The following is a 21,454-nucleotide window of genomic DNA, read 5'->3' on the forward strand; positions in this document are numbered from 1 at the left end:
TGGCTCTGCTTCCTGTTCGCTGGGCGATGTGTTCGCCTCATCAGTTCGACAAGACAGCCCTCCAGAACGTCAGGCGGCGCCCGGCCTCACATTCCGGGAGGCTGTCTTGTCGAACTGATGAGGGCAGATGCGACCGAGGGAGCTGTCGGCACCATGACCACCCGATCCGAGCCGGGACAGGGACGGCCCGATCCGGGCCTGGACGCGATCATGAGCGAGCGGCGCCAGCTGATCAATCTCGCGTACCGGCTCCTTGGTTCCCTCGCCGAGGCCGAGGACGCCGTCCAGGAGACGTACACCCGCTGGTACGCCATGACCCGGCAGCAGCAGGACGCCATCGAGTCGCCCGGCGCCTGGCTGACGACGGTCGCGAGCCGCGTCTGCCTGAACCTGCTCGGCTCGGCACGGGCCCGGCGGGAGACCTACGTGGGCGAGTGGATCCCCGAGCCGCTGCCCGAGCGCACGGAGTGGATCAGCGGGCGGCCGGGCGGCGGCAGCGTCGACCCGGCCGACCGGGTCACCCTGGACGAGTCGGTCAACCTGGCCTTCCTGGTCGTGCTCGAATCGATGACCCCGGCCGAGCGCGTCGCCTTCATCCTCCACGACGTCTTCTGCCACTCCTTCGCCGAAGTGGCCGAGATCGTCGGCCGGAGCCCGGGGGCATGCCGTCAGCTGGCCTCGTCGGCCCGCCGCCGCATCCGGGACTCGCAGCCCTCCGCGACCCCGTCGGCCCAGCGCGCGGGCGTCGTCAGGGACTTCAAGCAGGCGTGGGAAGCCCGGGACATCGACGCTCTCATCGGGCTGCTCGACCCCGACGCCACGGCGATCGCCGACGGCGGCGGCCTCGCCACGACGTTCCTGCACCCCATCGAAGGCGGCGAGCAGGTCGCGCACGCCTGGGCCGAGATCGCCCGCAGGAAGCCCGACAACATGACGTTCCAGGAGCGCATGGTCAACGGCCAGCCCGGCCTGGTGGCCGAGCAGGACGGCGTCACCGTGACGGTGTTCGCGTTCGACGTCGCGGGCGACCGGATCAAGCAGATCTGGGTGGTGCGCAACCCCGAGAAGCTCCGCCACTGGTCGACCGGATGAGGCGCGCTTCCGGCTGAGGCGCGCTTCCGTACGCAACCGACGCCGCGGGGCCCTCAGTCGGTGGTCGACCGGGGGCGGTGCCGGTCGACGATCCCCTCGACGATGCTCAGCAGCCGGTCCCCCGCCTGGTCGATGCTGCCGTTCTGCGTGCTGACCTGCGCGCCTTCGAGTACGAAGGTGATCTCGGCGGCGGCCTGCTCGGGGTCGGGCAGGCCCGCATCGGCGCACATGCCGACCAGTCTGCGGGTCTGGCGGGCCTTGTGCTGCTCGATCACTTGGCGCCCGGGATGGGAGCGGTCGGGCAGCTCGGCGATGGAGTTGATGAACGGGCAGCCCCGGTGTGAGATCGCGGGCAGCCCCTCGGCGATGAAGCGGGCCAGGCCCAGGATCTGCTCCCGCGGTCGGCCGGGGTGTGCGGCCTCGGCCCGGTCGAAGGCCGCCTGGTAGTCGGCGGCGACGATCCGCAGCCACTCCGCGACCAGGGCATCCTTGGTCTCGAAGTGCCGGTAGATTGCCATCTTGGTGGTCTCGGCCCGCTCGGCGATCGCCTGGACGCCCACCCGCCGGATCCCCTCGCTCTGGAAGAGCTCCTCCGCCGCGTCGAGGATGCGCTCGCGGGGCGGCAGCTTCGCCACTCTGCTCGGCCTGCTGGTGGTCGATGTCATGACTGCTCCGTGGCGTCCGGTCAGTTGGGCTCTTCAACTCCCTGCTATGGTACCCGTCCGTCCCGGACGATACCGATCGGTATCGTCCGGGACTGAAAGGTATCGTTCGCACTGCTGGGAGTGACAGTGAGAGTGACCGAGTACGCGAGCTTCGACGCGGTCGGACTCGCCGAACTGGTGGCCAGGGGCGAGGTGACCCCCGCCGAACTGGAAGCAGCCGCACGCGAGGCCGCGCGGGCAGTCGATCCGCAGATCAACGCCATCGTGGAGACATGGCCGACCGACGACGAGCCCCGCCCCGGCAGCACACCGCTGGCCGGGGTCCCGTTCCTCATCAAGGACGTCGGCGTCACCATGGCCGGGAGGCGGACGGAGCTGGGCAGCAGGCTCGCGGCCGGCAACGTCGCGGGCGCCGACTCCTTCCTGATGGCGCGCTTCCGCCGCGCCGGCCTCGTGACGTTCGGGCGTACCGCGACACCGGAGATGGCCTACGGCATCGCGACGGAACCCGTGCTGTACGGCCCGACCCGCAACCCGTGGGACCCGGAGCGGAGCGCGGGCGGATCCAGCGGCGGCGCGGGCGCGGCGGTCGCCGCCGGGGTGGTGCCGATCGCCCACGCCACCGACGCCGCGGGCTCCCTCCGCATCCCCGCCGCCCACAACGGCCTCTTCGGGCTCAAGCCCACCCGTGGCCGGGTCTCCATGGGCCCCGACGTCGACGAGATCTTCAACGGCCTGGCCGTGCACGGCAGCGTCAGCCGCACCGTTCGCGACAGTGCGGCACTGCTCGACCGGATCCGCGGCCCGGAACCGGGTGACCCCTACTCCGCCCAGGAGCCGCCCCGGCCCTACGCGGAGGAAGTCACCCGCCACCCGGGCGCGCTGCGCATCGGTGTCCTCCCCCAGGCATGGGGCGGACGCCGCACCACCGCACCCGTGGCCGAGGCCCTGTCCCGTACCGTGCGCCTGCTCGAATCCCTCGGGCACCGGGTGGAGGAGGTCACGGTGGACCTGGGGGTGGACTGGGAGGAGTTCGTCCTGGCCAACGCCCGTCTGATGACGGTGAATCTCGCGGCCTGGGTCGACGGGCTCGCCACCACCCTCGGCCGGCCCGTCGACCCCTCGACCCTGGAGCCGGTGACCCTGGCCGGCTACCACTACGGGCAGCGGGTCGGCGGCGCCCAGTTCGTCACCGCTCTCGGGGCCCGGAACCGGGTCGCCCGCAGCCTGGCCCGGTACTTCGACACCCACGACCTGCTGCTCACGCCGACCTTGCCGGAGCTTCCCCCGCTCCTGGGCACCTACGCCGAGGGCGCGGAGGCGCTGGACGGCCTCGGCTGGATCGACCGCCTCAACGACCGCTCGCCGTTCACCATGCCGTTCAATGTGGCGGGCACGCCCGCCATGTCCGTGCCCGTGACGGCCGACGCCGGGACGGGGCTTCCGATCGGCATGCAGTTCGCCGCCGGGTACGGGCTCGAAGGCCGCCTCTTCCGCCTCGCCGGGCAACTCGAACAGGCGAGCCCGTGGTCGGGCCGCACCCCCATGGTGTGGGCGGGGAACCACACCCCGCGTGACCCCGGTCAGGCCGGCGCCGGGGGATCGATCTCGCCGCCGACTCCGGAGCGACCGGCCGGCACGCCGACCAGCTGAACACCCACGTACTCACGGACGGTTTCGTCGAAGGCGTCGACCACCGCGTCCGTGATGGCGCGGATCAGCTGCCCCGGGGCGTCATCGATGCCCGGCAGGCGCAGCGCGGCCTCGCGTACGTGGAGCGAGACGACGGGGGCGTGCACGACGCCCGGCACGCCCCCGACACCCCAGCGCTGCCTCGGGATGCCGAAGATCTCGACGACGGCCATGGACCGCGCCCGCTCGCCGTAGACCTGGACCAGCGCCTCCGTGAGCGACGCGACCAGGCGGCCCTCGGCCTTCCCGTCGAGCTTCTCCTCGTGAACACGTACCTGAAAGTGCGGCATCGGACCCTCTTTCGATGGACTGCGCGCCTACTCTTGCCCTGGAGACGGCTTTGCTTTGCAAGCAAAGTAGCTTTAACACCAAAGCTAAATTTGGGAGGGTGCGGTGTCAAGGGAGGGTGCGGTGTCGAGCAAGAAGCCCCGGCCCGAGAAGGCGGGCGAGGGCGAAGCCCCCGGGGTCGATGACGCGGTCCGGGGACTGCTGCTGCTCATGCCTCGCATGGTCGGCGTGGCCAAGCGGATTCCGGTGCCCGAGGAGCTCCGGTCCCTCGAGCTGGCCCCTCGGCATCTGTCCCTGCTGTCGTACCTGCTCTTCGACGGGCCCATGACCGTCAACGACCTGGCAGCCAGGCTCGAGGTCGCACCGACGACGGTCAGCCTGATGGTCGGCGAGCTGCACCGCAAAGGAATCCTGGAACGGGACGAGGACCCGGCAGACCGGCGTCGGCGCATCGTGCGCATCGCCGACGACAAGCAGCCGGCGATCGAGGGCTGGCTGGCGCGCGGCGCCGCGGCCTGGCGGAAGGCCCTCGCGCCCCTCTCCCCCGACCAGCGGCGGCTGTTCGTCGACACGCTGCGCGCGTACGAGGCCGCCATGGTCGAGAGCCTGACCTGACGTCGGCGGAGCCGGGAGGGGGGCGGCACTTGCCGGATCTCGGGCCGGGTCCGGGCCGCCGCTTCCTGAGCCGCTACCTCGTAGGCCGCTACCGCCCGGGCCGCTACTTCTTGGGCTCCCGGAAGCGGCCGAACGCCTTCGTGAAGGCCCTCAGCGGCGAGCCCTCCCCCTTCGCCGACCTCGGCGTGGCCGACCCTGCGCCACCGTCGCCGCCGGTCGCCTCGGCGAGGGCGACCTGCGCCGCCTCGGCCGCCTCCCGGTACAGGTCACGGGACTTCGTCATGGCGTCGAGCGCCTCCGCGTACTTGGTGACCATGTCCTGGGCGTGGGCCAGCTCCTCGTCCGGCGTGAGCAGGTGCCAGCCCTGGCGCAGGCGTATCAGGGCGCGCTCGGCCTCGGCCGGCAGCGGGCGCGGCAGCGCGGCGAACTCCTCGATCCTGTCGATGAGTTCGATCGGCTCCGAGCCGTCCAGGAAGACGCTGCGCACCGAGAAGCGCTCCGCGTCGTACTCCGGTGTCTGCGGCTCCGTGGGCAGGATGACGGCGCCGCCGCGCGGCATCCGCACGTTCAGCACGCGCTTCATCGCGAAGTCGGCGATCTGCGCCTGCTCCGGTGCGCCCCGGTGCTCGACCACCCGGTGCCGCAGGCTCGACGGCAGGAACACCGAGAGCGGCCGCTGGCCCGTCGCGTCCGGCGTCATCGCCTCGTGCACCACGACGTGGATGAACCAGCTCTGCCGGGTGCAGTCCCGCAGCCGGTGGCGCAGCTCGTCGTCGTCCTTCGGCAGGGGGTTCGTCGTGCGCAGGCGCACGTCCGGCACCGTGTCGAGGTCCCAGGCGACCTGGTCGCTGTCGGGCCAGAACATGGTGGCGGGCGAGGGCCACTCCACGTCCCACGCCCGCTCCGCCTCGGCAGCGAGGACCCAGGTGACGCCCTCGCCCTGCTTGCGGCGGGACTCGGGGTCGTACAGGGTCAGCTGCGCGCGCACCGTGACGTCGTCGGCCACGCGCCAGCGGGCCTCGAAGAGGCGGCGGGCCGACGGACCGGGGTCGGCGGACTCGTCCCGCGGGTGCAGGACGGTGGGGCGGGCCGCCTCGGCGGGGTCGAGGTCCAGGAAGTCGTCGAGCACCCCGGCCGCCTTGAGGGCGATCAGGTTGCGCCGGACGTCCTGCTCGGGCTCGGGCCCGAGGTGGCGTCCGCGCCCGAGCCACGCGGTGTCGGGGGCGGTGGTCGAGGAGGTCGTGTTCTTGGCCATGGAGTCGTTCTGTGGGCGATCGGGACCCCACCAGTATGAGCCGTGAACCTGTCAATGGAAGCGGGCGCGCCCGCGGCGGAGCTGCGAAAAAGCGGTGGAGCCGCGCCGCTGCCCGCCGTTACGGTGCTGCCGCACGTTGTCGCCTGGTCAAGGGAGGGCCGTTGTACACCAAGTGAGACACCCCGAGCGCTGATTCGTCGCGCGTCGCCGTCGTGCGCCGCGCTCTTTTCGCTGCGGTCTTTCTCACTGAACTGGTGTACACCTGTGCTCAACACCTGGGTGGTCGTTCCCACCTGCCTTCCTCTCGTAGTCCGCCGTTGTCACGCGTGCTCGTCCGAGCGCTTCCGGGCGAGCGGCAAGTTTCGCGTCAACGCGCACCACAAGCTCCTCGACATCTGGCTCCTCGTGCTCTGCACCGCTTGCGGGCAGACCGCGAAGCTCACGGTCCTGGAGCGGGTCCAGGTGCGCTCCCTGCGCCCCGACTTCCTCGACCGTCTGCACGACAACGACCTCGGCCTGACAGCCGAACTGCTCCAGGACCCGGGCGTGCGGCGCCGCAGTCGCATCGCCCTCGACTGGGCCGGAGCCTGGCGCCTCGACACCCAGGGATCCGATCACGGAGCGGATCGCGGAGACGGTGAAGCCATCGACGTCTCCGTCCGCTTCGCGGCACACATCCCTGTCCGGCCCGTCCGGCTGATCGCGGAAGGGTTCGGTCTGCCGCGGGCCGAGGTCGAGCGGCTGATCACCGAAGGGAAGCTCGTCTCGGCGGTCCGGCTGAGCGGCAAGGTGTCCGGCGACTTCACCTTCACGCTCAAGCTCTGACACGTCCGCCTCGTCCGTCGTCCTCGTCCGTCGTCCAAGGGATCGGGCCCGTCCGGCACAACCTGCCGGACGGGCTTGTCCCGGCCTCGGGGGAATCGACGGGGTTCACCGGATCCGTGCCTCGTCGGCGGTCTACTGTGACGGACACGCCGCGCTGCACGCCGCGGTCACATGAGGAGGTAGTCCTGTGTCATCGCCCTGTGACCCCCAGCACGCTCCCGCCGGTGATGTGAGCGCGGCACTCATGATGATCGACTCCCGGCTCAAGGCCATCTACGACGGCAAGACCCAGACCGACCCCGAACAGCAGGCGCTGATCGACCAGTTCGCCGCATCGCTGGGCCCCCAAGGCGTCGACGACATGCTCGACGGCGCGTGCACCCTCATCTACATGTTCATGCAGTGGCTGCGCATGGCCTACGAGGACCACAACGAGGACGTCATCGCGATCGTGGTGCCCAACCTCGTGGCCACGATGCGCATGATGCCCAAGAGCATCCCCCGCGAGGCCATTCCCACCATGGCCGGTCTGCTCATCGCCGCGGGCACCGGCCTGAGCCCCAGCCTGTGGCGCAAGCAGTTCGGCTACTGGCTCACCGACGAGATGACTCCCCTGGAAGCGACCGCCTTCCTGCTCGCGGAGCACATCAACCGCCTCACCGACGACCGCGACTTCGCCACCCGCATGATCACGAAGGCGCTGTCCGCGGCAGCCGAGGACTGACGTGCGTTCCCGCTGGGCCCATCACCCCGACAATTGGCTCGCGGCCCGAGGCGTCCGTCCGTAGCCTGCGATCATGCGCATCCCGGTTCAGGACCTCACCGCCGCCGACCACGAACTCATCGACTTCGCCCGGGCCATCGTCGACGCGAACACCGACGGGGAGGACGGAGTCCACACCATGGGCGCCGCCGTCCGCGCCGTCGACGGCACGATGCACGGCGGCATCAACCTCTACCACTTCACCGGCGGCCCGTGCGCGGAGCTCGTCGCCCTGGGCAACGCCCGCGCCTCCGGGGCCCGCGAACTGTCCACCATCGTCGCGGTGGGCAATCTGGGCCGCGGCGTCATCGGACCGTGCGGCAGGGACCGGCAGGTGCTCTTCGACTACCACCCGGACATTCGCGTGCTCCTCCCCACGGCACAAGGTGTCGGAAGCGTCCACATCAAGGACCTGGTGCCGTTCGCCACGGCGTGGAGCCCGGATTCCGGATCCGCGGCGTTCCCAGATGCGCACGAGCCCCCGGAGGGCCCGTCGGACCAGGCCTGACGATCTGAGAGGATCCCCAGGACCGTACACACGCGGACCCTCTACGAACGCAGGGATGGGACCCATGATCGTTCTGGTGCTGAGCGCCTTCCTGGTACTCGCCGTGGGCGGCTGCGCCTGCGTGGTGTGGGCCCAGCGGGGCGGACCCCGTTGGACCCGCGCCGTGGCGTCCGCGACGCTCACGGCGGGCGAGCTGGTCCGCCGCTCCCAGAAGAACCAGCGCCGCAGCAGCCAGGGGCAGACCCTCGACTCCGGCGACTGACACCTCGCGTGAAGGAGCATGACCGTTCATGATCACTGAGAACGACGCCCGGACCGTCGAGCGCGTCCTCGACTGGGCCCGTCGGCAGCCGGACCTGCAGGCCGTGCTGCGTACGGGGTCACGGGCACGCCGCGACGGCACCGTGGACGTCTTCTCCGACCATGACATCGAGCTCTACACCACCGACGTCGCCCGGTACGAGGACGACGGTGCCTGGGTCGGGCAACTGGGCCCGGTGGTGGTCCAGGTGGGCCTCGACGGCCCGTGGGAGAACCCGGCCCGCCTGGTGTTCTTCGAGGGCGGTGTGAAGGTCGACTTCCAGGTGGTGCCGGTGGCCCGCCTGGCGAAGATGGCCGCCGAGGGCCTCGACGACCTGCACGAGCGCGGCTACGAGGTGCTGTGGGACCGCGAGGGCGCGGCGGCCGCGCTGCCGGAGCCCACGGGCAGGGTGTCGGCCGAGCTGCCCGACGCCGAGGAGTTCGCGGAGCTGTGCGCCGAGTTCTGGTTCGAGGTCGCGCACCTGCCGCGCTATCTGGCCCGCGGCGAGCTGTGGGTGGCCAAGTCCCGGGACGCGACCACGAAGGAACTCCTCGAGTGCATGATCGAGTGGCACGCCCTGACGCTGCGGGGCGCCGACCACGACGTCTGGTACGGCGGCACGCGCATGCGTAACTGGGCGGCCCCTGGAGTGTGGGAGAGCCTGCCGGAGACCTTCGGCGCCTTCACCGCGGACGACGCCCTGCGCGCCGCCCGCGCGACGGCCGACCTCTTCGCCCGCCTGGCCCGCGAGGTGGCGCAGGCCCACGGCTTCCCGTATCCGGAGAAGGCCGAGCGTGCCATCCGCCCGACCCTGGACGAGGTTCCGGAGCTCTGAGCGGAGTCCCGGCGACACCGGCCGGGCCGCGCGGGATGTCCCTGTGACCCCCTCCTCTGCCCGGCTCACAGCGCCGGTACGGGCGTGGCCCTGATCCAGGCCACGCCCGTGAAGCTCTTGGCGGCGATGTGGATCTCCGCACGGCGGAATCCGGTGGCGGTCAGACCGCTGTAGCCCTGGGCGACCAGGTCCTGGTAGAGCGCGTCGGAGAACGCGGTGACCAGGTGGGTCGACGGGGTGTCGGCGAGGGTGCGGCGCACGGGGTCGGAGTCCAGGACGCGAAACAGGGCGACCACGGCGGAGCCCGCGAATCCGCCCTGCGCGTCGTGGACGATTCCCTGGTGCAGGCCAGCCCGCATCCGGATGTGCCGCGCCTGCGAGGCCACGGCGTTCGCCTCCGCAAGGGCCAGCGCCAAGCCGTCCAGGAGCGCTGGTACGACTCGGGTTTCGTCGATGCCCGACTCGAACACCAGGAGATAGCCGTCGCCTTGCGCCTGGCGGCCGCAGCGGTGCCAGTCGACGCCGGCTCGCGCGCAGGCCGCACGGAGCGTGCGCAGCAGGACGCGCTGGAGATGGATCATGCCGGTGTTCTCGCGGGCGCTGTACTTCTCGATGTCCACGGCGAAGCACAGGCGCCGCAGGCCCGGGGGCAGTTCGTCGTCGCCGACCGCGGGAAGGTCCTCGTACGCGGCGAGTGCCCAGGCGCCGGGTAACACCGCCTCCTGGTGGGCGACCGGTGCGGCGGCGGGCCAGAGGTCGGCGGCCACGAGCCGGAAGGGTGTCTCGTCCAAAGTCGCCGCTTCCCTGCGCCTGAACGCCCCGCCGAGGACCGGTTGGGCCGTGACCGTGGTCAGGCTCAGCGTGCCGGACAGCTCGGTCGCGGCTGCCGGGAGCCGCACCACGGCTTGGGCCCAGCGCCCGTCGGGGCGCAGCGCCCCGTGCCTCCCCGGCGCCCGGAAGATCCACTGGAGCCGGTCCTTGCCGAGGCCGAATACGGCGACGTCCGCCCCGTCGACCGTGGTGCTGCCGGGAGCCGGGTGCAGGGTCACGGCGTGCGGGCCGCCGTCGAGCAGCACGGTGAGCGTCGCCTCTCGGTAGTCGCGGCCGCCCGGCAGCGCTTCCAGGTCGAAGGGGAAGCACAGCAGGACGTCGCGGGGCGCGCGGCCCCCGTCGCCGGGACCGGATGCAGCCGTGGTGGCGTCGCCGGTCACTCGGGGCAGGGCGTAGCCGAGGGGGCGTCCCAGCGATGCTCCCGCGACGCGCTCGCGTACGGGAGTGCCTCCTTTGGCTGTCGCGGTGTCCCGGGCGTACAGGTCGACGGTGGCCAGTACGTCGTCGTACGCGTCGCTCCGGCCCATTTCCTGGTCCCCCTTGCTGATCGTGCCTGGTCGGTACTCGGCGTCGGTGCTCAGACGTCGTCCGCGTCGGACAGCCGGGCGGCCTCGTGCAGGTCCGTCCGGGAGAGGACGGTCAGTCTGCTGTAGCCGATCCGGATGACGCCGTGCTCGGCCAGTTCACCGAGTACGTGATGGACGCGGCGCTCCCTGGCTCCGACCAGTCCGGCGATCTCCGCCTGGGTCAGCCGTGGTCCGATCAGGACGCCGCCTGCCTGCGGTCGGCCGTAGTCCTCGACGAGATCGAGGAGGACCCGGGCCACCCGCGTGGCGACCGGGCAGCTGCCGAAGTCGCCGCGGCGCCGGACCGACCAGCGGTTCTTACGCACCAGCATGCGGCTCACCGCGAGGGCCGCGGCGGGGTACCGGTCCAGGCAGCCGAGGAACGCCTGTTGCCCGATGCGCCGGGCGGTCACCGCTCCGGCGGCGGTGACGGTGGCCGACCGGGGCCCGTTGTCGAGCGCGGCGAACTCCCCCACGAGTTCCCCGCCGACCCGGACGGCGAGCAGGGCCGTGTCGCCCTTCTCCGACAGGGCCGTGACCTTCGTGACGCCGGTCAACAGGAGCAGGACGAACGTCTCCCGGCGGCCCTCGGCGAGCAGTGTCTCGCCGGGGGCGTACGCGCGGGGCGTCCCCAGGGAGAGCAGGACCTTCGCGGCCTCCCCGGCACCGGCGAGCTCCGCGAGGAACGTGCCGTGCGGCCAACGCTCCCGGGGGTTGGCGTCTGGGGTGTGCGTCTCCGGCATGCGGAACCTTCCCGGCCTTACCGGTGCCTCGCGGCAGTCGTGACGTACCGCATCGTAGTGCCCTGTTCATGGCTCATTCCTGTTGTTCCGCGGGGAGTTCGAGCATTCCGAACCGTCGTGGAGGCGGTGCGCACCGGACTGCTCGCCACCGCGGCCTCGGAGCGGCACCCTCATGTGCCGCTCCCTCCGGGGTACGGCCATGCGGTGGCATGCACGGTGTGGACGCTGTAGTGGAACTCGCCGGCCCCTTCCATCTCCTGGTCCCGGAACGCCTCCCACACTTCCTGCAGCAAGGGGATCAGGGCGGGATCGGTGGCTTCCGTGCTCCGTCGCACGTCGGTGAGGGCGTTCAGGTCCATGGAGCGGTCCCCGATGACGAGGTGCACGGTCTCGGGCCGCGGACCGTGGCGCGGGACGTCCCGGGGCCAGGTGATCTTGATGGGCTTCGTCGTGCACGTGGTGCGGTGGGGCGCGCCCCGGGGTTCGAGGCGGTATCCACCGGGCCGGTCGTTGGTCACCAGGGCGGTGCGGCCGCTCAGACCGACGCCGAGCACCCAGAAGTACAGCGCGTCGTCGGAGTGGTTCGTCACGGTGACGCGGTAGCGGTCGCGTTCGTGCAGTCGCTCACCGCGTGGCTCCAGGGGACGCCAGGTGCCGCTGTGGGCCGGGGTCTGGATCTCGAAGCGGACCTCCGTCTCCGCGCTCAGCAGGGCTTCGCCCTCGGGTGTGCCGAGGGCGCGCACGCGCTCCCCGCGCGCCAGGACCTCCAGCAGCTCGACGAGACCGGAAGCATCCGCTCCGGTGGTCTTCAGCGGCTCACGCAGGGGGAGGCCGTCAGCGTTCAGCACGGTGGCGGTGCCGTCGTCGAGGCGGACGGTGGCGAAGGCCGCCCGGTCGTGGGTCTCGGCGAGCCGAGGACAGTCGCCGAGGTGTCGGCGCAGCGCGTCGGCCAGGGCTCCGCCGCCCTCGATGCGCACCAGACGGCGGTCGTGGATCCGCAGGGGCAGTGCGTACGAGCCCGGCGGCAGCTCCGCCGTGAACAGCCCGTCGGGCAGGGGTGCCGCGCCGGTCGCCGGATCGGCCTCGGGCCGCGCCTCCAGCACGGCGTCGCCCGCCTCCAGCGCGTCCACGATGACCGGCACCGTCACGTCGCCACCGCCGCCCGGCTCCGGGTCCGCGGCCGCCAGGTCCGTGGCCTCGTGCCAGGGGGCGTCGCAGGGGAACACCATGCGCAGGGTGTCCTCCCGGTCCAGGCCGAACAGCGCACCGCCGGGGACGATGAACCTGCCGTCCCTGCGGACCAGCGGCAGTCGTTCCGGCTGCGACCGTTCCTCCAGGGAGAACGGCAGCCGTCCTGCGGGCCCGCCCGCGTCGGGCCGCTGCTGCGCCTGCCGCTGCTTGACCCGGTCCCGTACGCGGCCGATCAGCGCCGACCAGGGCACGTGGTGTGCGGCGGGCGAACGGAGCGCGTCGGCCAGGGCGGCGGTGAACACTCCTTGGCGCCCCCTGCCCGGGTGGACCTCCGCCTCGAACGCCGGGCCGTGCTGCTGGCTGGCCGTGAGCCTGACGACGTTCGGGACCAGCGGCGCGTTCTCGCGGGCGAGGGCCTTGTTCCGGGCGAACCCGTCGTCGTGTGCGACCTGGTCCGGGGGCGCCGATTTCACCAGCCACCGGTCCGATGCGGGGGCGTCGCCGCGTACCGCCCCGTCGGCGTGGCAGGAGTCGAGTACGCATGTGACGTTGGGGGTGAGGCGGGCGAGCACACGGGACACGACGGTCAGTTCGGCGGCCAGGTAGCCGCGGAAGTCGTGGGGCGTGCTCTGTTCGATGTCGACAGGCACCAGATATTGCAGGTCTCCGTGCAGGGACCCGTGCCCCGAGAAGTACACGACGACTCCGTCTCCGCGCCGGGTGTCGCGGCACAGCCGGTCCAGCGCCCGGGTGATGCCCGCGTAGGTCGCCTCCCCATGGGTGTGGGCGCGGATGTCGGTGAAGCCGTGGTCGGCCAACGTCCGGTGCATGACCTCGACGTCCGTGTGCACTCCCGTCAGGTTGAACGTCTGGGCGCCGATGAGGACCGCGCGCAGTGTCATGTCACATCCCTACGTGGATGAAGGGCGCCCAGTGGGACGGGTGCCGGTGGTCCTGGTCCGTGACTCCCAGCTGCTCGCTGTCCCTCATCCCGGGGTGGGGCCAGTGCCGGGAGCGGTGCGCGGGTCCGGGTCGTACTCCGGCTCGGTCGCACAGGGTGCGGAACTCCTCGTCCCGTTCGGCGCCCGGCAGGTCCCGGACGGCGAGCTGGGCCTCCCTCAGTGCCGTGCCGACGCGCACGGCCGGGTCGGCGGCGAGCCGGCGGTAGGTGCGAGTGATCACAAGGCAGCCGGTGCTGTCGTGGACCGGCCAGAGCGAGACGAGGGTGTGCCGCGCCCCGGTGATCAGCGCGGCCCGGGTCAGGCCGAGGACGTCGCCGCCCGCGGTGGCCCTCCCGCGTCCGGTGTCGCAGGCGGACAAGGTGAGCAGCTGCGGTGCGTGCGCGGTGTCGAGCAGGTCCGCGAGACCGAAGTGGTCGTCCCCGGCGAGCTGGAGTCGGCTGCGGTGCGGGGCGAGGTCGTCCACGAGCCCGTGCGTGGCGAGATGGATCAGGCCGCAGCCGCGCGCCGCTTCGAGGACCGCTTTCCGGCTCGCCCCGGTTCCGGTCAGGAGCCGGTGGCGGGGCAGCAGTCCGGCGATCTCGACGGTTTCCGCCGCGGTGCCGGGCAGGGCCGCCAGGCCGTGGCGTGTGCTGCTCGCGGGCGCGCCGACGAGCAGCGTGTCGAGCCGTGACCAGGGCTGTTCCGGGGTCTTTCGGCTCAGCCGGGGGACCAGGGAGGCGGCGGGGAGGTACGAGACCTCATGGACGGCGCCGAAGAGGTCCCCGTTCCAGGGCAGGGCGTGGAAGGGCAGCAGGGCGAGCCCGGCGGGCGGGACCACGACGACGTGGTGTCGGTCGCGCAGCAGTTTGCGGAAGGGCTCAAGGAGCAGCGCGGCCAGCTCCGGCCCGTCGGCTTCGCCGTCGCCGGCCCGGCCGGAGCACCAGGCGTGGAAGCGGCGGGATCCCGCGACCGTGCCGCGCGACCACCGGACGCGGTCCTGAGCCCGCAGCGTGTCCCGGGTCATGGCCCATCCGACGAAGTCGTCGTCGTGGAGGTGGTAAGTGAGCAGGACGGTGTCCGGGGGCAGGGCGGCGGCCACGGCTGCGGCATCCGGCGGCTCGGTGGCGCGCGACGCGATGAAGGCACGGGGTACGAGGCCGCGTACCGCCGACTCGGCCGCGTCCAGGTCTCGTTCCGCCTCCTCGATGCGTCGTTTTCGCTCGGGCGCCGGTGCGGTGACCGTCCCTCGGCGCACGGCTGCCGCCTCGGTTTCGAACTGCGCGGACCAGCGGATCTCGGCGGCCAGCCAGGTGCGGACGGCGGCGTGTGCCGCCGGGTCCGCGCCCGCGCGGTCAAGAGCGCGCACCGCGTCGAGAAAGCCGGCCCGGGAGCGCTCCGCCTGGTCGAAGGATGCGGCGGCCGCGTCGGTTCCGCCGCCTTTCAGCAAGGACAGCACGGCGGCGTGGTAGAGGCCGGCCACGACCGCGTCGTCGGCGGACGAGGCGCGCAGGGCGTCGCGCGCAAGGCGGACACGGCGCTCTTCGTACGCCGCGAGCCCTCGCCGGGCATGACTCGCGGCCTTGTCGTAGGCGCGCCGTTCCAGCTCCACGTCGGCGTGGAGCGCGGGCAGTTCCCACGGCTGCGCGGGTCCGGGGCCTGCCACGCCGATGCGCCGCATGTGGGGCGCGGCCCGCTCGGGCTCGCCCACGGTCAGCCACAGGGCGGCGGCCTGGATCGCGGAGAGGTGCTCCTCGATCGCCGCGACCTCGGCCCTGGCGGCGTCCCCGTCGCGCAGGTCGACGTGTGCGGAGCAGCGTACGAGCCCCGCGAACAGCGGGTCCGTGATCCGCTCGGCCTCCCGCAGGGTCTGGCGTGCGTGGAGGTCGGCCTCCTCTTCGAAACCCGCCGAGCGGGCGCGCCGGGAGCGGTACCACGTTTCCTGGGCGCGGGAGGTGAGGAGGTCGCGCGCGAGCATGCCGAGCACGTCGCGCACTGCGTCCGCGACGGCCGCCTTCAGCGCTGCCGCAGCCGCGTCGGTCACGGCGGCGTCGGTTGTGTCTGTCGTGCCGGTTGTGTCTGACGTGCCGGTTGCGTCGGTTGCGTCGGTTGCGTCGAGGAAGCGCTTCCCGATGTCGATCGCCCGTTGGGTGGAGGAGCGTGTGGCGGCGATCAGATCCGGGTCCTGGAGGGCGAACGCCTCGTCGTGCAGGGCCTTGGCGCACTGGATGACGCCGAGGCAGTCGGACTGCTCCAAGGGCCGTCCCCGGCGGGTCAGGCGGTCGATGCGGTCGAGGTACTCCTGCTGCCGCATGCCGGTGTACACGAAGGCGGCGAGGCGGTGGCTGGCGTGCCGGTAGGTGTCCGCCGCAGCTCGTGCCGTCAGCTGTGCGGGGCGGCCCGCGGGCTCACCGGTGAGCCGGTTCGCAAGGAGCGCGGCACGATGGCTCTTCGGGATCTCGCCCTGGGCGCTCCACTGCCTCGCCCGGCCCTCCACCACGTGCCGAAGACCCCGGAGCCACGACGCGCTTCCCTCCGTCGCCGCCCAGGTCAGCACCTGTTCGGCGGCCTCGTGCTCGCCCTGTCCGGGCTGCTCCGCCTCGATCAGGTCGAGCGCTTGGTGGACGCGCAGGAGCGCCGTGCACGCGCCGTCACCGGCGGCACCCGCCAAGTCGAGGGCCTGGCTGAGGAGTTCGTGGCAGCGCGCACGCTCCCCTGCGAGTCGGTGCGTGTGTGCGAGCCGCAGCAGCGCCGCGGCCTGGCCGCGCGACGAGCCCGCCGCGCGATACGACGCCGCGGCTCGCTCGTAGTGCTCGGCCGCCGCCGGAACATCCCACGCCTGCGCGGCCGGTGGGATGGTGCACTGTTCCGCCGCTCCGGCGGTGCCCAGCCGCCAGTCGCCCTCGAGGAGCGCGGTGAACCCCTCGGCGGCAGGGTCCCCGGTGCGCTGCGCCTTGGCCCGGCGCAGCAGGGACATCGCTTCCGCCCGCTTGTCGACCCGGGCACGGAGGTCGGCCGCGAGCAACAGGTGGTACGCGCGAGCCCCCGCGTGGCCGGGGTCCGCGAGCGCCTCCTCCAGCTCGTCGAACCACTCCAGCGGCTGCAGCACGTCGTCCGCCAGCTCCCGCTCGGTCCACGGGGCACGCGCCCCGTGCCGGAGGGTGTCGTCCCGTGCGGCGATCGCGCTCATGCACTGGGCGAGTGTCGCGCGGGCGGAGAGCAACTCGACGCCGACCTGCCCGGCGAGGGCCGCGCAGAGCCGGACGTTCCTGTCGGTGATCGACGCGATGGCGGCGGTCATCCCGGAACTGGCGTCCATCAACTCCCGGAGGGCTTCCTGCCGCACGGCGACTGCCATCGCTCCGGGGTGCCAGTTGTGTTCCATGGCCGTGGCCGCGCCCCGCAGCGCCTTGTCCAGCGGCGCGTGGCCCAGCGGCGCCGGTGCGCGGCGCTCCAGGAGGGACAGGGCCCGTTTGGGCTCGCCCGCCGCGAGCGCCGCCGCGGGCGCGAGCCATCCGCCCCACATGATGTCCCGGGAGCCTGTGGTCCGGGAGCGGGGGCCTGTGGTCCGGGAGCGGGAGCCGGTCCTCCCGGAGAGGTACGGCGCCGGGTCGATGCCCCTCTGCTCAGTCAGCAGCAGCCGGATCAGCTGCTCATGACTGTCGCCGGCTCCCCCGGCCATGATCCCGCGCCTGGTGTCGGCCACGTCGTCCCCCCATGTCCCTGCGCTGTGGGCCGGGACGTTGGTACCGCACCACTCCCGTGGCCGATTCCGCAATACGACGGATTGTGCGCCGTCCATGGGTGGCAGGTTGAGGATCCGGCGCAGAGGGGTGTCCCTTGCGGGAGGCGAACGTCGTGGGTCCGCTGTCGCGGCACGTCAGGTGGGGTTGTGCTCGCGCACGGCGCGGGGCGGCGCCCCGGCGCGCATCAGGGTTTCGCGCGCCGCTCAAAGGCATCGTGCTCCCGCACGGTGCTTCAACTTGTACGACAACCGTATCGACGGCCGACAGGGGGCTGCCACGCTGTTCCGGTCGGCGCACAGGGGCCGAATCCGGCCTTGGGCGCTGTCGGGGAGGGAGCTCAAGGGGGGACACATGGCATGGGCGGTGAAGCGTGCCCTGGCAGTGCTGTTGGCTGTGCTCTTGCTGGCAGTCGCCTCGGCGGGAGCTTCGGCGTGGGCCTTGGCGAGGGACGACATCGAGCCCCGAACGGACCTGGACCGTACGGCCGAGGCGATCGAATCAGCCAAGGAGCGCAGCACCCTCGTCCTAGAGGTGAGCGGAACGCTCCCTCTGGACGAGGACCGCGCGCAGGCGGGCATGGAGCGCATTCGCAAGGCCAAAGACACACGTCATGTGCGTCTCGTGGTCGTGCAGAGGCGCCAACAGAGCGGGCAGGGCGGCACCGTGCTCCTACTGCTCGCGGACGCACGGGTGCTCCTCCAGGAAGGGGCAAGCATCAGCGCTCTGTCCGAGGGCGTTCTGGAGTCCGCCGAAAGCGTGGGGGTCTGTGCTCGGCGGAACAAGCCCCGGGACACTTCCCGGACCGACCTGTGCGAACTGCTGAAAGGCAGCAACGGAAGGCCGATCCCGGGCAAAGAGATCTACGACCCCCAACCCGCACCGCGCACGGCCCCGGGCGGGCCGACGGTACTCCGCTTCTTCCCGCCCCTGGGCGACCGGCCGTCCACGTCCCTGCCGACCACCGAAGAGGACTCGGGCGGAGGGGGCATCGGTCTGCCCGAGGTGCTCCTGACGACGCTTCTCGCCGCCGTTGTCGCGCTGTTCGCCCTGGCCGTGCTCCGGACCAGGCATCGACGCCCGTCCGTCGCCGGTCCCGGCCTCGGCGCGATGCGCGCGCCCACTGATCGTCCCGTCCGGTCGTCCCGGCCCCCGCTGCCGGAGCGCCCGCCGAACCCGACACGGCCCGCCGACCGCGCGGCGTCGCACCGGGAGGTCCGGCGCGCCGTGCCGGACGGACCGGTCCGCCCGGCCACCGTACGCACGCTCCTGCGTCCCCAGGGATACGTGGAACTCGACGGCTGGCTGCGCCGCGCAATCTGGGCCGAACCGTACCTGGCCGCGGCGGACGCCGGTGCGGCCGTCGACGTCACCGACCACCACACCGGCGTCCTCCGCGCGTACGCGCCCGGAGGCCCCCGCACCTGACGCGGACCGGCGCCGGTGAAGAGGAACAGCGCCTGTGGCCCTGCGCGCGAGGCCGCGCGGCGCGACATCCGCACCACCACGCACACGACAAGGGGATCCCGTCCCATGAACCCGACGCACCCGACGATTCCGGTCCCGCCGCCCACGCCACCCGCACCGGCCGCGCCACCCGTACCGGCCACGCCATTCGCACCACCCACACCATTCGCACCGGCCGCACCGGCCGCACCACCACAGGACCTGCCGACCGCCTACGCGGACATCGACCTGGGCAACAACGCGCAGCGGCTGCCGCTGCTGCTCTGCCTGGACATCTCCAGCTCCATGGCGGGCGAGCCGATCCGGCTGCTCAACGAGGCGTTGGCCCTGTGGGGTCGCGAGATCCAGGAGGACGTGGGACTCAGCTCCAGCGTCGAGATCGCCCTGGTGACCTTCGGCGGTCCGGGCATCGGAGTCTGGCAGGGCCCTCGTCTCCTCGAACCGCACGCCACCGGCAGTCCCTTCGTGACCGCCCACCAGTTCCAGCCTCCCCAGCTGTCCGCCTCCGGTGTCACGCTGCTGACCGAGGCCGTGGAGACCGGCATGCACCTGGTGGCCCACCGGAAGGCGGAGCTGCGCGGCTCCGGGCTCCAGTACTACCGGCCCCAGATCTGCCTGGTGACCGACGGTCTGCCGACCGACTGCCACGGCATGGCCACGGACACATGGCGCAGGCTCGTTCCCCAGCTCACCACGCAGCAGGCCGCGAAGCGCTTCCGCTTCTACGCCTTCGGCATCGGCGGGATCAGCGAGCGCGGCCAGCAGGTGCTGCGGGAACTGGCGCCGAAGTATCACGCCACGCTCCAGGGTTTCCCCTTCCGCGACCTGCTCCAGACCATGTCGGCGAGCGCGAGCGCCGAGCAACAGGGCGCGGAGGAGGAGACCTTCGAGCAGTTGTTCCACCGGTTCAAGACCCAGCGCTCTGCCTGGGACGCCTGAGGAGCAGGGGTAAAGGGGTGAAGAGGTAAGGGGCGATCGACGTGGCGGGGGCAACGGAGACCGGGCGCGTCCAGTGCTGGGCGTGGCGGGTGCACGGCATCAGCGTGCGGGGACACCGGCACGCCCAGCAGGGCATGCCGTGCCAGGACTCCTGGGGGAAGGCGCGCACCGGCCCTCCCGACGCCAGGATCACGGTGCTCGCGGTGGCGGACGGCGCGGGCAGCAGACCGCGTTCACAGGAGGGCGCGCGGCTGGCGATCCAGCTGGCCACGTCCGTGTTCGGAGCGCGTCTGGGGCACGAGAAGGGCGTACAGCGGGATGCCAAGGGGATACCGCGGGATGCCGATGACCTCCGCCTCCAGCTGCGCGGCGCCTTCTTGGAAGTCCTCGACGCCTTCCTCGACGGCACGCGGGAGCTGTCCGGCGGCTCCGCGAACGGCTCGGCGGACTTCGCCACCACCCTCACCGTCGTGGTGCTGGGATCCGGCTGGCTCGGCTACGCCTCGCTGGGGGACGGGTTCGTGGTGCTGCGGGCCGGGGAGGTCAACGGCGCCGCACAGTTCCATCTCCTGCCGCAGCCCGAAGAGGAGAGCGAGTACGGCAACGAGACCACGTTCCTCAGCTCGGCGGACGCCGCGCTGAAAGTGCAGATCGCCTGCGTCCGGGACGACGGCGTCGACGGCGTCCTGCTCTCCACCGACGGTCTGGCGCAGGCCGCGCTGTCCCGCCTCCCCGGACCGAGGCCGGCGGCGAACAGCTCCTTCGCCGCCGCGGTCCTGCGCTCGCTGGACCGCCCGGGACCGGATCCGGAGGCCGACGCGCAGGCGCTGGAGGCGCTGCTGCTCTCGGACCGGCTCACCGCGCTCAACGCCGACGACAAGACGCTGGTGCGCGCGGTCCGTACGGCGGGCGGCCGTGACGGCGGTGAGCGGCCGTGACGGGGCGCAAGGTGCTTCTGGGCGGCCGTCCCGTGGTGCTCGTCGACCCGCCGCTCGGCTCGGGCCTGGAGGCGGCGGTGTATCCGGTGGAGGGCGCCGACGATCTCGTGGTGAAGGTCTACCACCAGCCGGAGGCCGCACGCGAACACCGGGTGCAGCGGATGCTGGCGCTCAACCCGCTGGCCGGACGCCCGGTGGAGGGTGGGCAGCCGCCCGAACTGGCCTGGCCGGTGGGGCTTGTGCACGGCACGGACGGCACGTTCCTCGGCTACGGCATGGGGCGCTTCGCGGGCCCCGAACACGTACAACTCATGGCGCTGTTCAACAGGGAGCAGCGGCTGCGCAGGTTTCCGCCCGAGACCGACTGGCGCTTCTTGCTGGGGGTCTGCTGGAACCTGGCGTTCATGACGGCGAGGCTGCACCACGAGGGCCTGGTCATCGGTGACTTCTCGGCGAAGAACGTCGTCGTCGACCAGCGCGGCTACGCGACGTTCCTCGACTGCGACTCGATCGGCTTCACCGACCGGACCACCGGAGCCCTCTTTCCCGCGACGCTCCACACGCCCGACTACGCCGCCCCGGAACGTCTGCGGGGCGCCCCCGGAAGCGTCTCCAGCGACGACTTCGCGCTGGCGGTCCTCGTCTACCAGGTGCTGAGCGCCGGCTACCACCCGTTCGGCGGCGTGCCCCGCGACAGCGAGGACGACGTGCAGATCTCGGACAACATCGAGCACAGCCGCTCGTTCGTCGTGCGGCCGGAGTCGGTGTTCACACCGCCCGGAGTGCTCGATCCGACGGTCCTGCCGCCTGCCGTACTCGGCCTGGCCCGGCAGGCGTTCGGGCCCGGCGTCGACGACACCGCGCGGCGCCCGACGTCGCAGCAGTGGCTCACGGCTCTGGACGACTCGCGTGCCGAGGGCGCGGTCACGATCTGCCCGCGCCGGCCGCGGCACGCCCACGCGGCCCACCTGACGAGCTGCCCGTGGTGCGACCGGGCCGAGGCGACGGGGCACGACGCGTTCAACCCACGGCAGCCGACACCGCCCACCGGTGCGGGCGCCACCGCTGGGGCACCGGTCACCGACCCGTCCGCGCCCGCAGGTCCGCCCCCGGGCGCCGCCCTTCCGCCGCCTGGGCAACCGCCCGACCCGGAGCAGCCCGACGACGCGTTGCCGGGCTGGGTGAAGGGCCTCCTGATCGGCGTGGGCATCGTGCTGTACTTCTTCCTGCTCGACGTGCTCTTCTCGGGGCGGTGACGG

19 protein-coding genes are annotated in these 21,454 nt (G+C 72.3%); 12 read left to right on the forward strand and 7 right to left on the reverse strand.

Going from position 1 to position 21,454, the window contains the following annotated elements:
- Positions 1 to 153: 153 nt before the first annotated feature.
- Positions 154 to 1,092: an RNA polymerase sigma factor SigJ gene (gene sigJ, locus ACFWZ5_RS12365; RefSeq protein ID WP_384890692.1), complete on the forward strand. Its 939-nt coding sequence runs from the start codon at positions 154 to 156 to the stop codon at positions 1,090 to 1,092.
- Positions 1,093 to 1,145: 53 nt separating this feature from the next.
- Here the strand turns inward: sigJ and ACFWZ5_RS12370 are convergent, their stop codons facing one another.
- On the reverse strand, positions 1,146 to 1,757 hold the full coding sequence (locus ACFWZ5_RS12370; protein WP_384791507.1) for a TetR/AcrR family transcriptional regulator: 612 nt from the start codon (positions 1,755 to 1,757) through the stop codon (positions 1,146 to 1,148).
- Between the two features lie 126 nt (positions 1,758 to 1,883).
- On the opposite strand from ACFWZ5_RS12370, the gene ACFWZ5_RS12375 reads away from it, so the two are divergent.
- Positions 1,884 to 3,410 (forward strand): amidase, encoded by a 1,527-nt coding sequence (locus tag ACFWZ5_RS12375; protein WP_384791504.1) that lies wholly within the window; start codon positions 1,884 to 1,886, stop codon positions 3,408 to 3,410.
- Here ACFWZ5_RS12375 and ACFWZ5_RS12380 read toward each other — a convergent pair.
- Positions 3,341 to 3,739 (reverse strand): hypothetical protein, encoded by a 399-nt coding sequence (locus tag ACFWZ5_RS12380; protein ID WP_384791501.1) that lies wholly within the window; start codon positions 3,737 to 3,739, stop codon positions 3,341 to 3,343. The genes ACFWZ5_RS12375 and ACFWZ5_RS12380 overlap by 70 nt on opposite strands.
- Before the next feature lie 208 nt (positions 3,740 to 3,947).
- Here ACFWZ5_RS12380 and ACFWZ5_RS12385 point away from each other — a divergent pair, with 208 nt between their 5' ends.
- Positions 3,948 to 4,352 carry a MarR family winged helix-turn-helix transcriptional regulator gene (locus tag ACFWZ5_RS12385; protein WP_384791555.1) on the forward strand — a complete coding sequence of 135 codons (405 nt, stop codon included), beginning with the start codon at positions 3,948 to 3,950 and terminating at the stop codon, positions 4,350 to 4,352.
- Positions 4,353 to 4,455: 103 nt separating this feature from the next.
- Here ACFWZ5_RS12385 and ACFWZ5_RS12390 read toward each other — a convergent pair whose 3' ends face one another.
- Complete coding sequence (locus ACFWZ5_RS12390) at positions 4,456 to 5,607, reverse strand: hypothetical protein (RefSeq protein WP_384791498.1); 1,152 nt, start codon at positions 5,605 to 5,607, stop codon at positions 4,456 to 4,458.
- Between the two features lie 264 nt (positions 5,608 to 5,871).
- On the opposite strand from ACFWZ5_RS12390, the gene ACFWZ5_RS12395 reads away from it, so the two are divergent.
- The 5 genes from ACFWZ5_RS12395 to ACFWZ5_RS12415 all read left to right on the forward strand — a co-directional run bounded on the left by ACFWZ5_RS12395 (position 5,872) and on the right by ACFWZ5_RS12415 (position 8,839).
- Positions 5,872 to 6,432 (forward strand): DUF1062 domain-containing protein, encoded by a 561-nt coding sequence (locus ACFWZ5_RS12395; RefSeq protein ID WP_384791495.1) that lies wholly within the window; start codon positions 5,872 to 5,874, stop codon positions 6,430 to 6,432.
- 187 nt (positions 6,433 to 6,619) lie between these two features.
- On the forward strand, positions 6,620 to 7,156 hold the full coding sequence (locus ACFWZ5_RS12400) for a hypothetical protein (protein WP_384791492.1): 537 nt from the start codon (positions 6,620 to 6,622) through the stop codon (positions 7,154 to 7,156).
- A gap of 73 nt (positions 7,157 to 7,229) precedes the next feature.
- Positions 7,230 to 7,703, forward strand: coding sequence for a cytidine deaminase family protein (locus ACFWZ5_RS12405; protein WP_384791489.1), 474 nt, complete (start codon positions 7,230 to 7,232; stop codon positions 7,701 to 7,703).
- 64 nt (positions 7,704 to 7,767) lie between these two features.
- On the forward strand, positions 7,768 to 7,965 hold the full coding sequence (locus ACFWZ5_RS12410) for a hypothetical protein (protein WP_384791486.1): 198 nt from the start codon (positions 7,768 to 7,770) through the stop codon (positions 7,963 to 7,965).
- A gap of 28 nt (positions 7,966 to 7,993) precedes the next feature.
- Positions 7,994 to 8,839, forward strand: coding sequence for an aminoglycoside 6-adenylyltransferase (locus ACFWZ5_RS12415; protein WP_384791483.1), 846 nt, complete (start codon positions 7,994 to 7,996; stop codon positions 8,837 to 8,839).
- Between the two features lie 65 nt (positions 8,840 to 8,904).
- Here the strand turns inward: ACFWZ5_RS12415 and ACFWZ5_RS12420 are convergent, their stop codons facing one another.
- The 4 genes from ACFWZ5_RS12420 to ACFWZ5_RS12435 form a co-directional block, all read right to left on the reverse strand.
- On the reverse strand, positions 8,905 to 10,197 hold the full coding sequence (locus ACFWZ5_RS12420; RefSeq protein WP_384791480.1) for a hypothetical protein: 1,293 nt from the start codon (positions 10,195 to 10,197) through the stop codon (positions 8,905 to 8,907).
- Between the two features lie 50 nt (positions 10,198 to 10,247).
- Positions 10,248 to 10,979, reverse strand: a complete 732-nt coding sequence (locus tag ACFWZ5_RS12425; RefSeq protein ID WP_384791477.1) for a Crp/Fnr family transcriptional regulator — start codon at positions 10,977 to 10,979, stop codon at positions 10,248 to 10,250.
- 170 nt (positions 10,980 to 11,149) lie between these two features.
- A complete protein-coding gene (locus tag ACFWZ5_RS12430; RefSeq protein WP_384791474.1) occupies positions 11,150 to 13,072 on the reverse strand; it encodes a caspase domain-containing protein in 1,923 nt (640 codons plus the stop codon).
- Position 13,073: 1 nt separating this feature from the next.
- The gene (locus tag ACFWZ5_RS12435; RefSeq protein WP_384791472.1) at positions 13,074 to 16,814 is read right to left on the reverse strand and encodes a CHAT domain-containing protein; all 3,741 of its coding nucleotides are present in this window, start codon (positions 16,812 to 16,814) and stop codon (positions 13,074 to 13,076) included.
- A gap of 478 nt (positions 16,815 to 17,292) precedes the next feature.
- Here ACFWZ5_RS12435 and ACFWZ5_RS12440 point away from each other — a divergent pair, with 478 nt between their 5' ends.
- From ACFWZ5_RS12440 to ACFWZ5_RS12455, 4 genes are all read left to right on the forward strand, one after another.
- On the forward strand, positions 17,293 to 18,279 hold the full coding sequence (locus tag ACFWZ5_RS12440; RefSeq protein ID WP_384791469.1) for a hypothetical protein: 987 nt from the start codon (positions 17,293 to 17,295) through the stop codon (positions 18,277 to 18,279).
- 105 nt (positions 18,280 to 18,384) lie between these two features.
- Positions 18,385 to 19,257, forward strand: coding sequence for a hypothetical protein (locus tag ACFWZ5_RS12445; protein ID WP_384791467.1), 873 nt, complete (start codon positions 18,385 to 18,387; stop codon positions 19,255 to 19,257).
- Positions 19,258 to 19,298: 41 nt separating this feature from the next.
- Positions 19,299 to 20,195, forward strand: coding sequence for a PP2C family serine/threonine-protein phosphatase (locus ACFWZ5_RS12450; RefSeq protein WP_384791464.1), 897 nt, complete (start codon positions 19,299 to 19,301; stop codon positions 20,193 to 20,195).
- On the forward strand, positions 20,192 to 21,451 hold the full coding sequence (locus ACFWZ5_RS12455) for a hypothetical protein (RefSeq protein ID WP_384791461.1): 1,260 nt from the start codon (positions 20,192 to 20,194) through the stop codon (positions 21,449 to 21,451). Before ACFWZ5_RS12450 ends, ACFWZ5_RS12455 begins: the two co-directional genes overlap by 4 nt.
- Positions 21,452 to 21,454 lie beyond the last annotated feature (3 nt).

It is taken from the genome of Streptomyces sp. NPDC059003 (assembly GCF_042740445.1).
GTDB lineage: Bacteria > Actinomycetota > Actinomycetes > Streptomycetales > Streptomycetaceae > Streptomyces.

Excerpts from the sequence above, each read along its gene's own strand:
- sigJ (WP_384890692.1), top strand. The coding sequence starts at position 154 with ATGACCACCCGATCCGAGCCGGGACAGGGACGGCCCGATCCGGGCCTG.
- ACFWZ5_RS12370 (WP_384791507.1), bottom strand. The coding sequence starts at position 1,757 with ATGACATCGACCACCAGCAGGCCGAGCAGAGTGGCGAAGCTGCCGCCC.
- ACFWZ5_RS12380 (WP_384791501.1), bottom strand. The coding sequence starts at position 3,739 with ATGCCGCACTTTCAGGTACGTGTTCACGAGGAGAAGCTCGACGGGAAG.
- ACFWZ5_RS12385 (WP_384791555.1), top strand. The coding sequence starts at position 3,948 with ATGCCTCGCATGGTCGGCGTGGCCAAGCGGATTCCGGTGCCCGAGGAG.
- ACFWZ5_RS12390 (WP_384791498.1), bottom strand. The coding sequence starts at position 5,607 with ATGGCCAAGAACACGACCTCCTCGACCACCGCCCCCGACACCGCGTGG.
- ACFWZ5_RS12405 (WP_384791489.1), top strand. The coding sequence starts at position 7,230 with ATGCGCATCCCGGTTCAGGACCTCACCGCCGCCGACCACGAACTCATC.
- ACFWZ5_RS12410 (WP_384791486.1), top strand. The coding sequence starts at position 7,768 with ATGATCGTTCTGGTGCTGAGCGCCTTCCTGGTACTCGCCGTGGGCGGC.
- ACFWZ5_RS12415 (WP_384791483.1), top strand. The coding sequence starts at position 7,994 with ATGATCACTGAGAACGACGCCCGGACCGTCGAGCGCGTCCTCGACTGG.
- ACFWZ5_RS12420 (WP_384791480.1), bottom strand. The coding sequence starts at position 10,197 with ATGGGCCGGAGCGACGCGTACGACGACGTACTGGCCACCGTCGACCTG.
- ACFWZ5_RS12425 (WP_384791477.1), bottom strand. The coding sequence starts at position 10,979 with ATGCCGGAGACGCACACCCCAGACGCCAACCCCCGGGAGCGTTGGCCG.
- ACFWZ5_RS12430 (WP_384791474.1), bottom strand. The coding sequence starts at position 13,072 with ATGACACTGCGCGCGGTCCTCATCGGCGCCCAGACGTTCAACCTGACG.
- ACFWZ5_RS12445 (WP_384791467.1), top strand. The coding sequence starts at position 18,385 with ATGAACCCGACGCACCCGACGATTCCGGTCCCGCCGCCCACGCCACCC.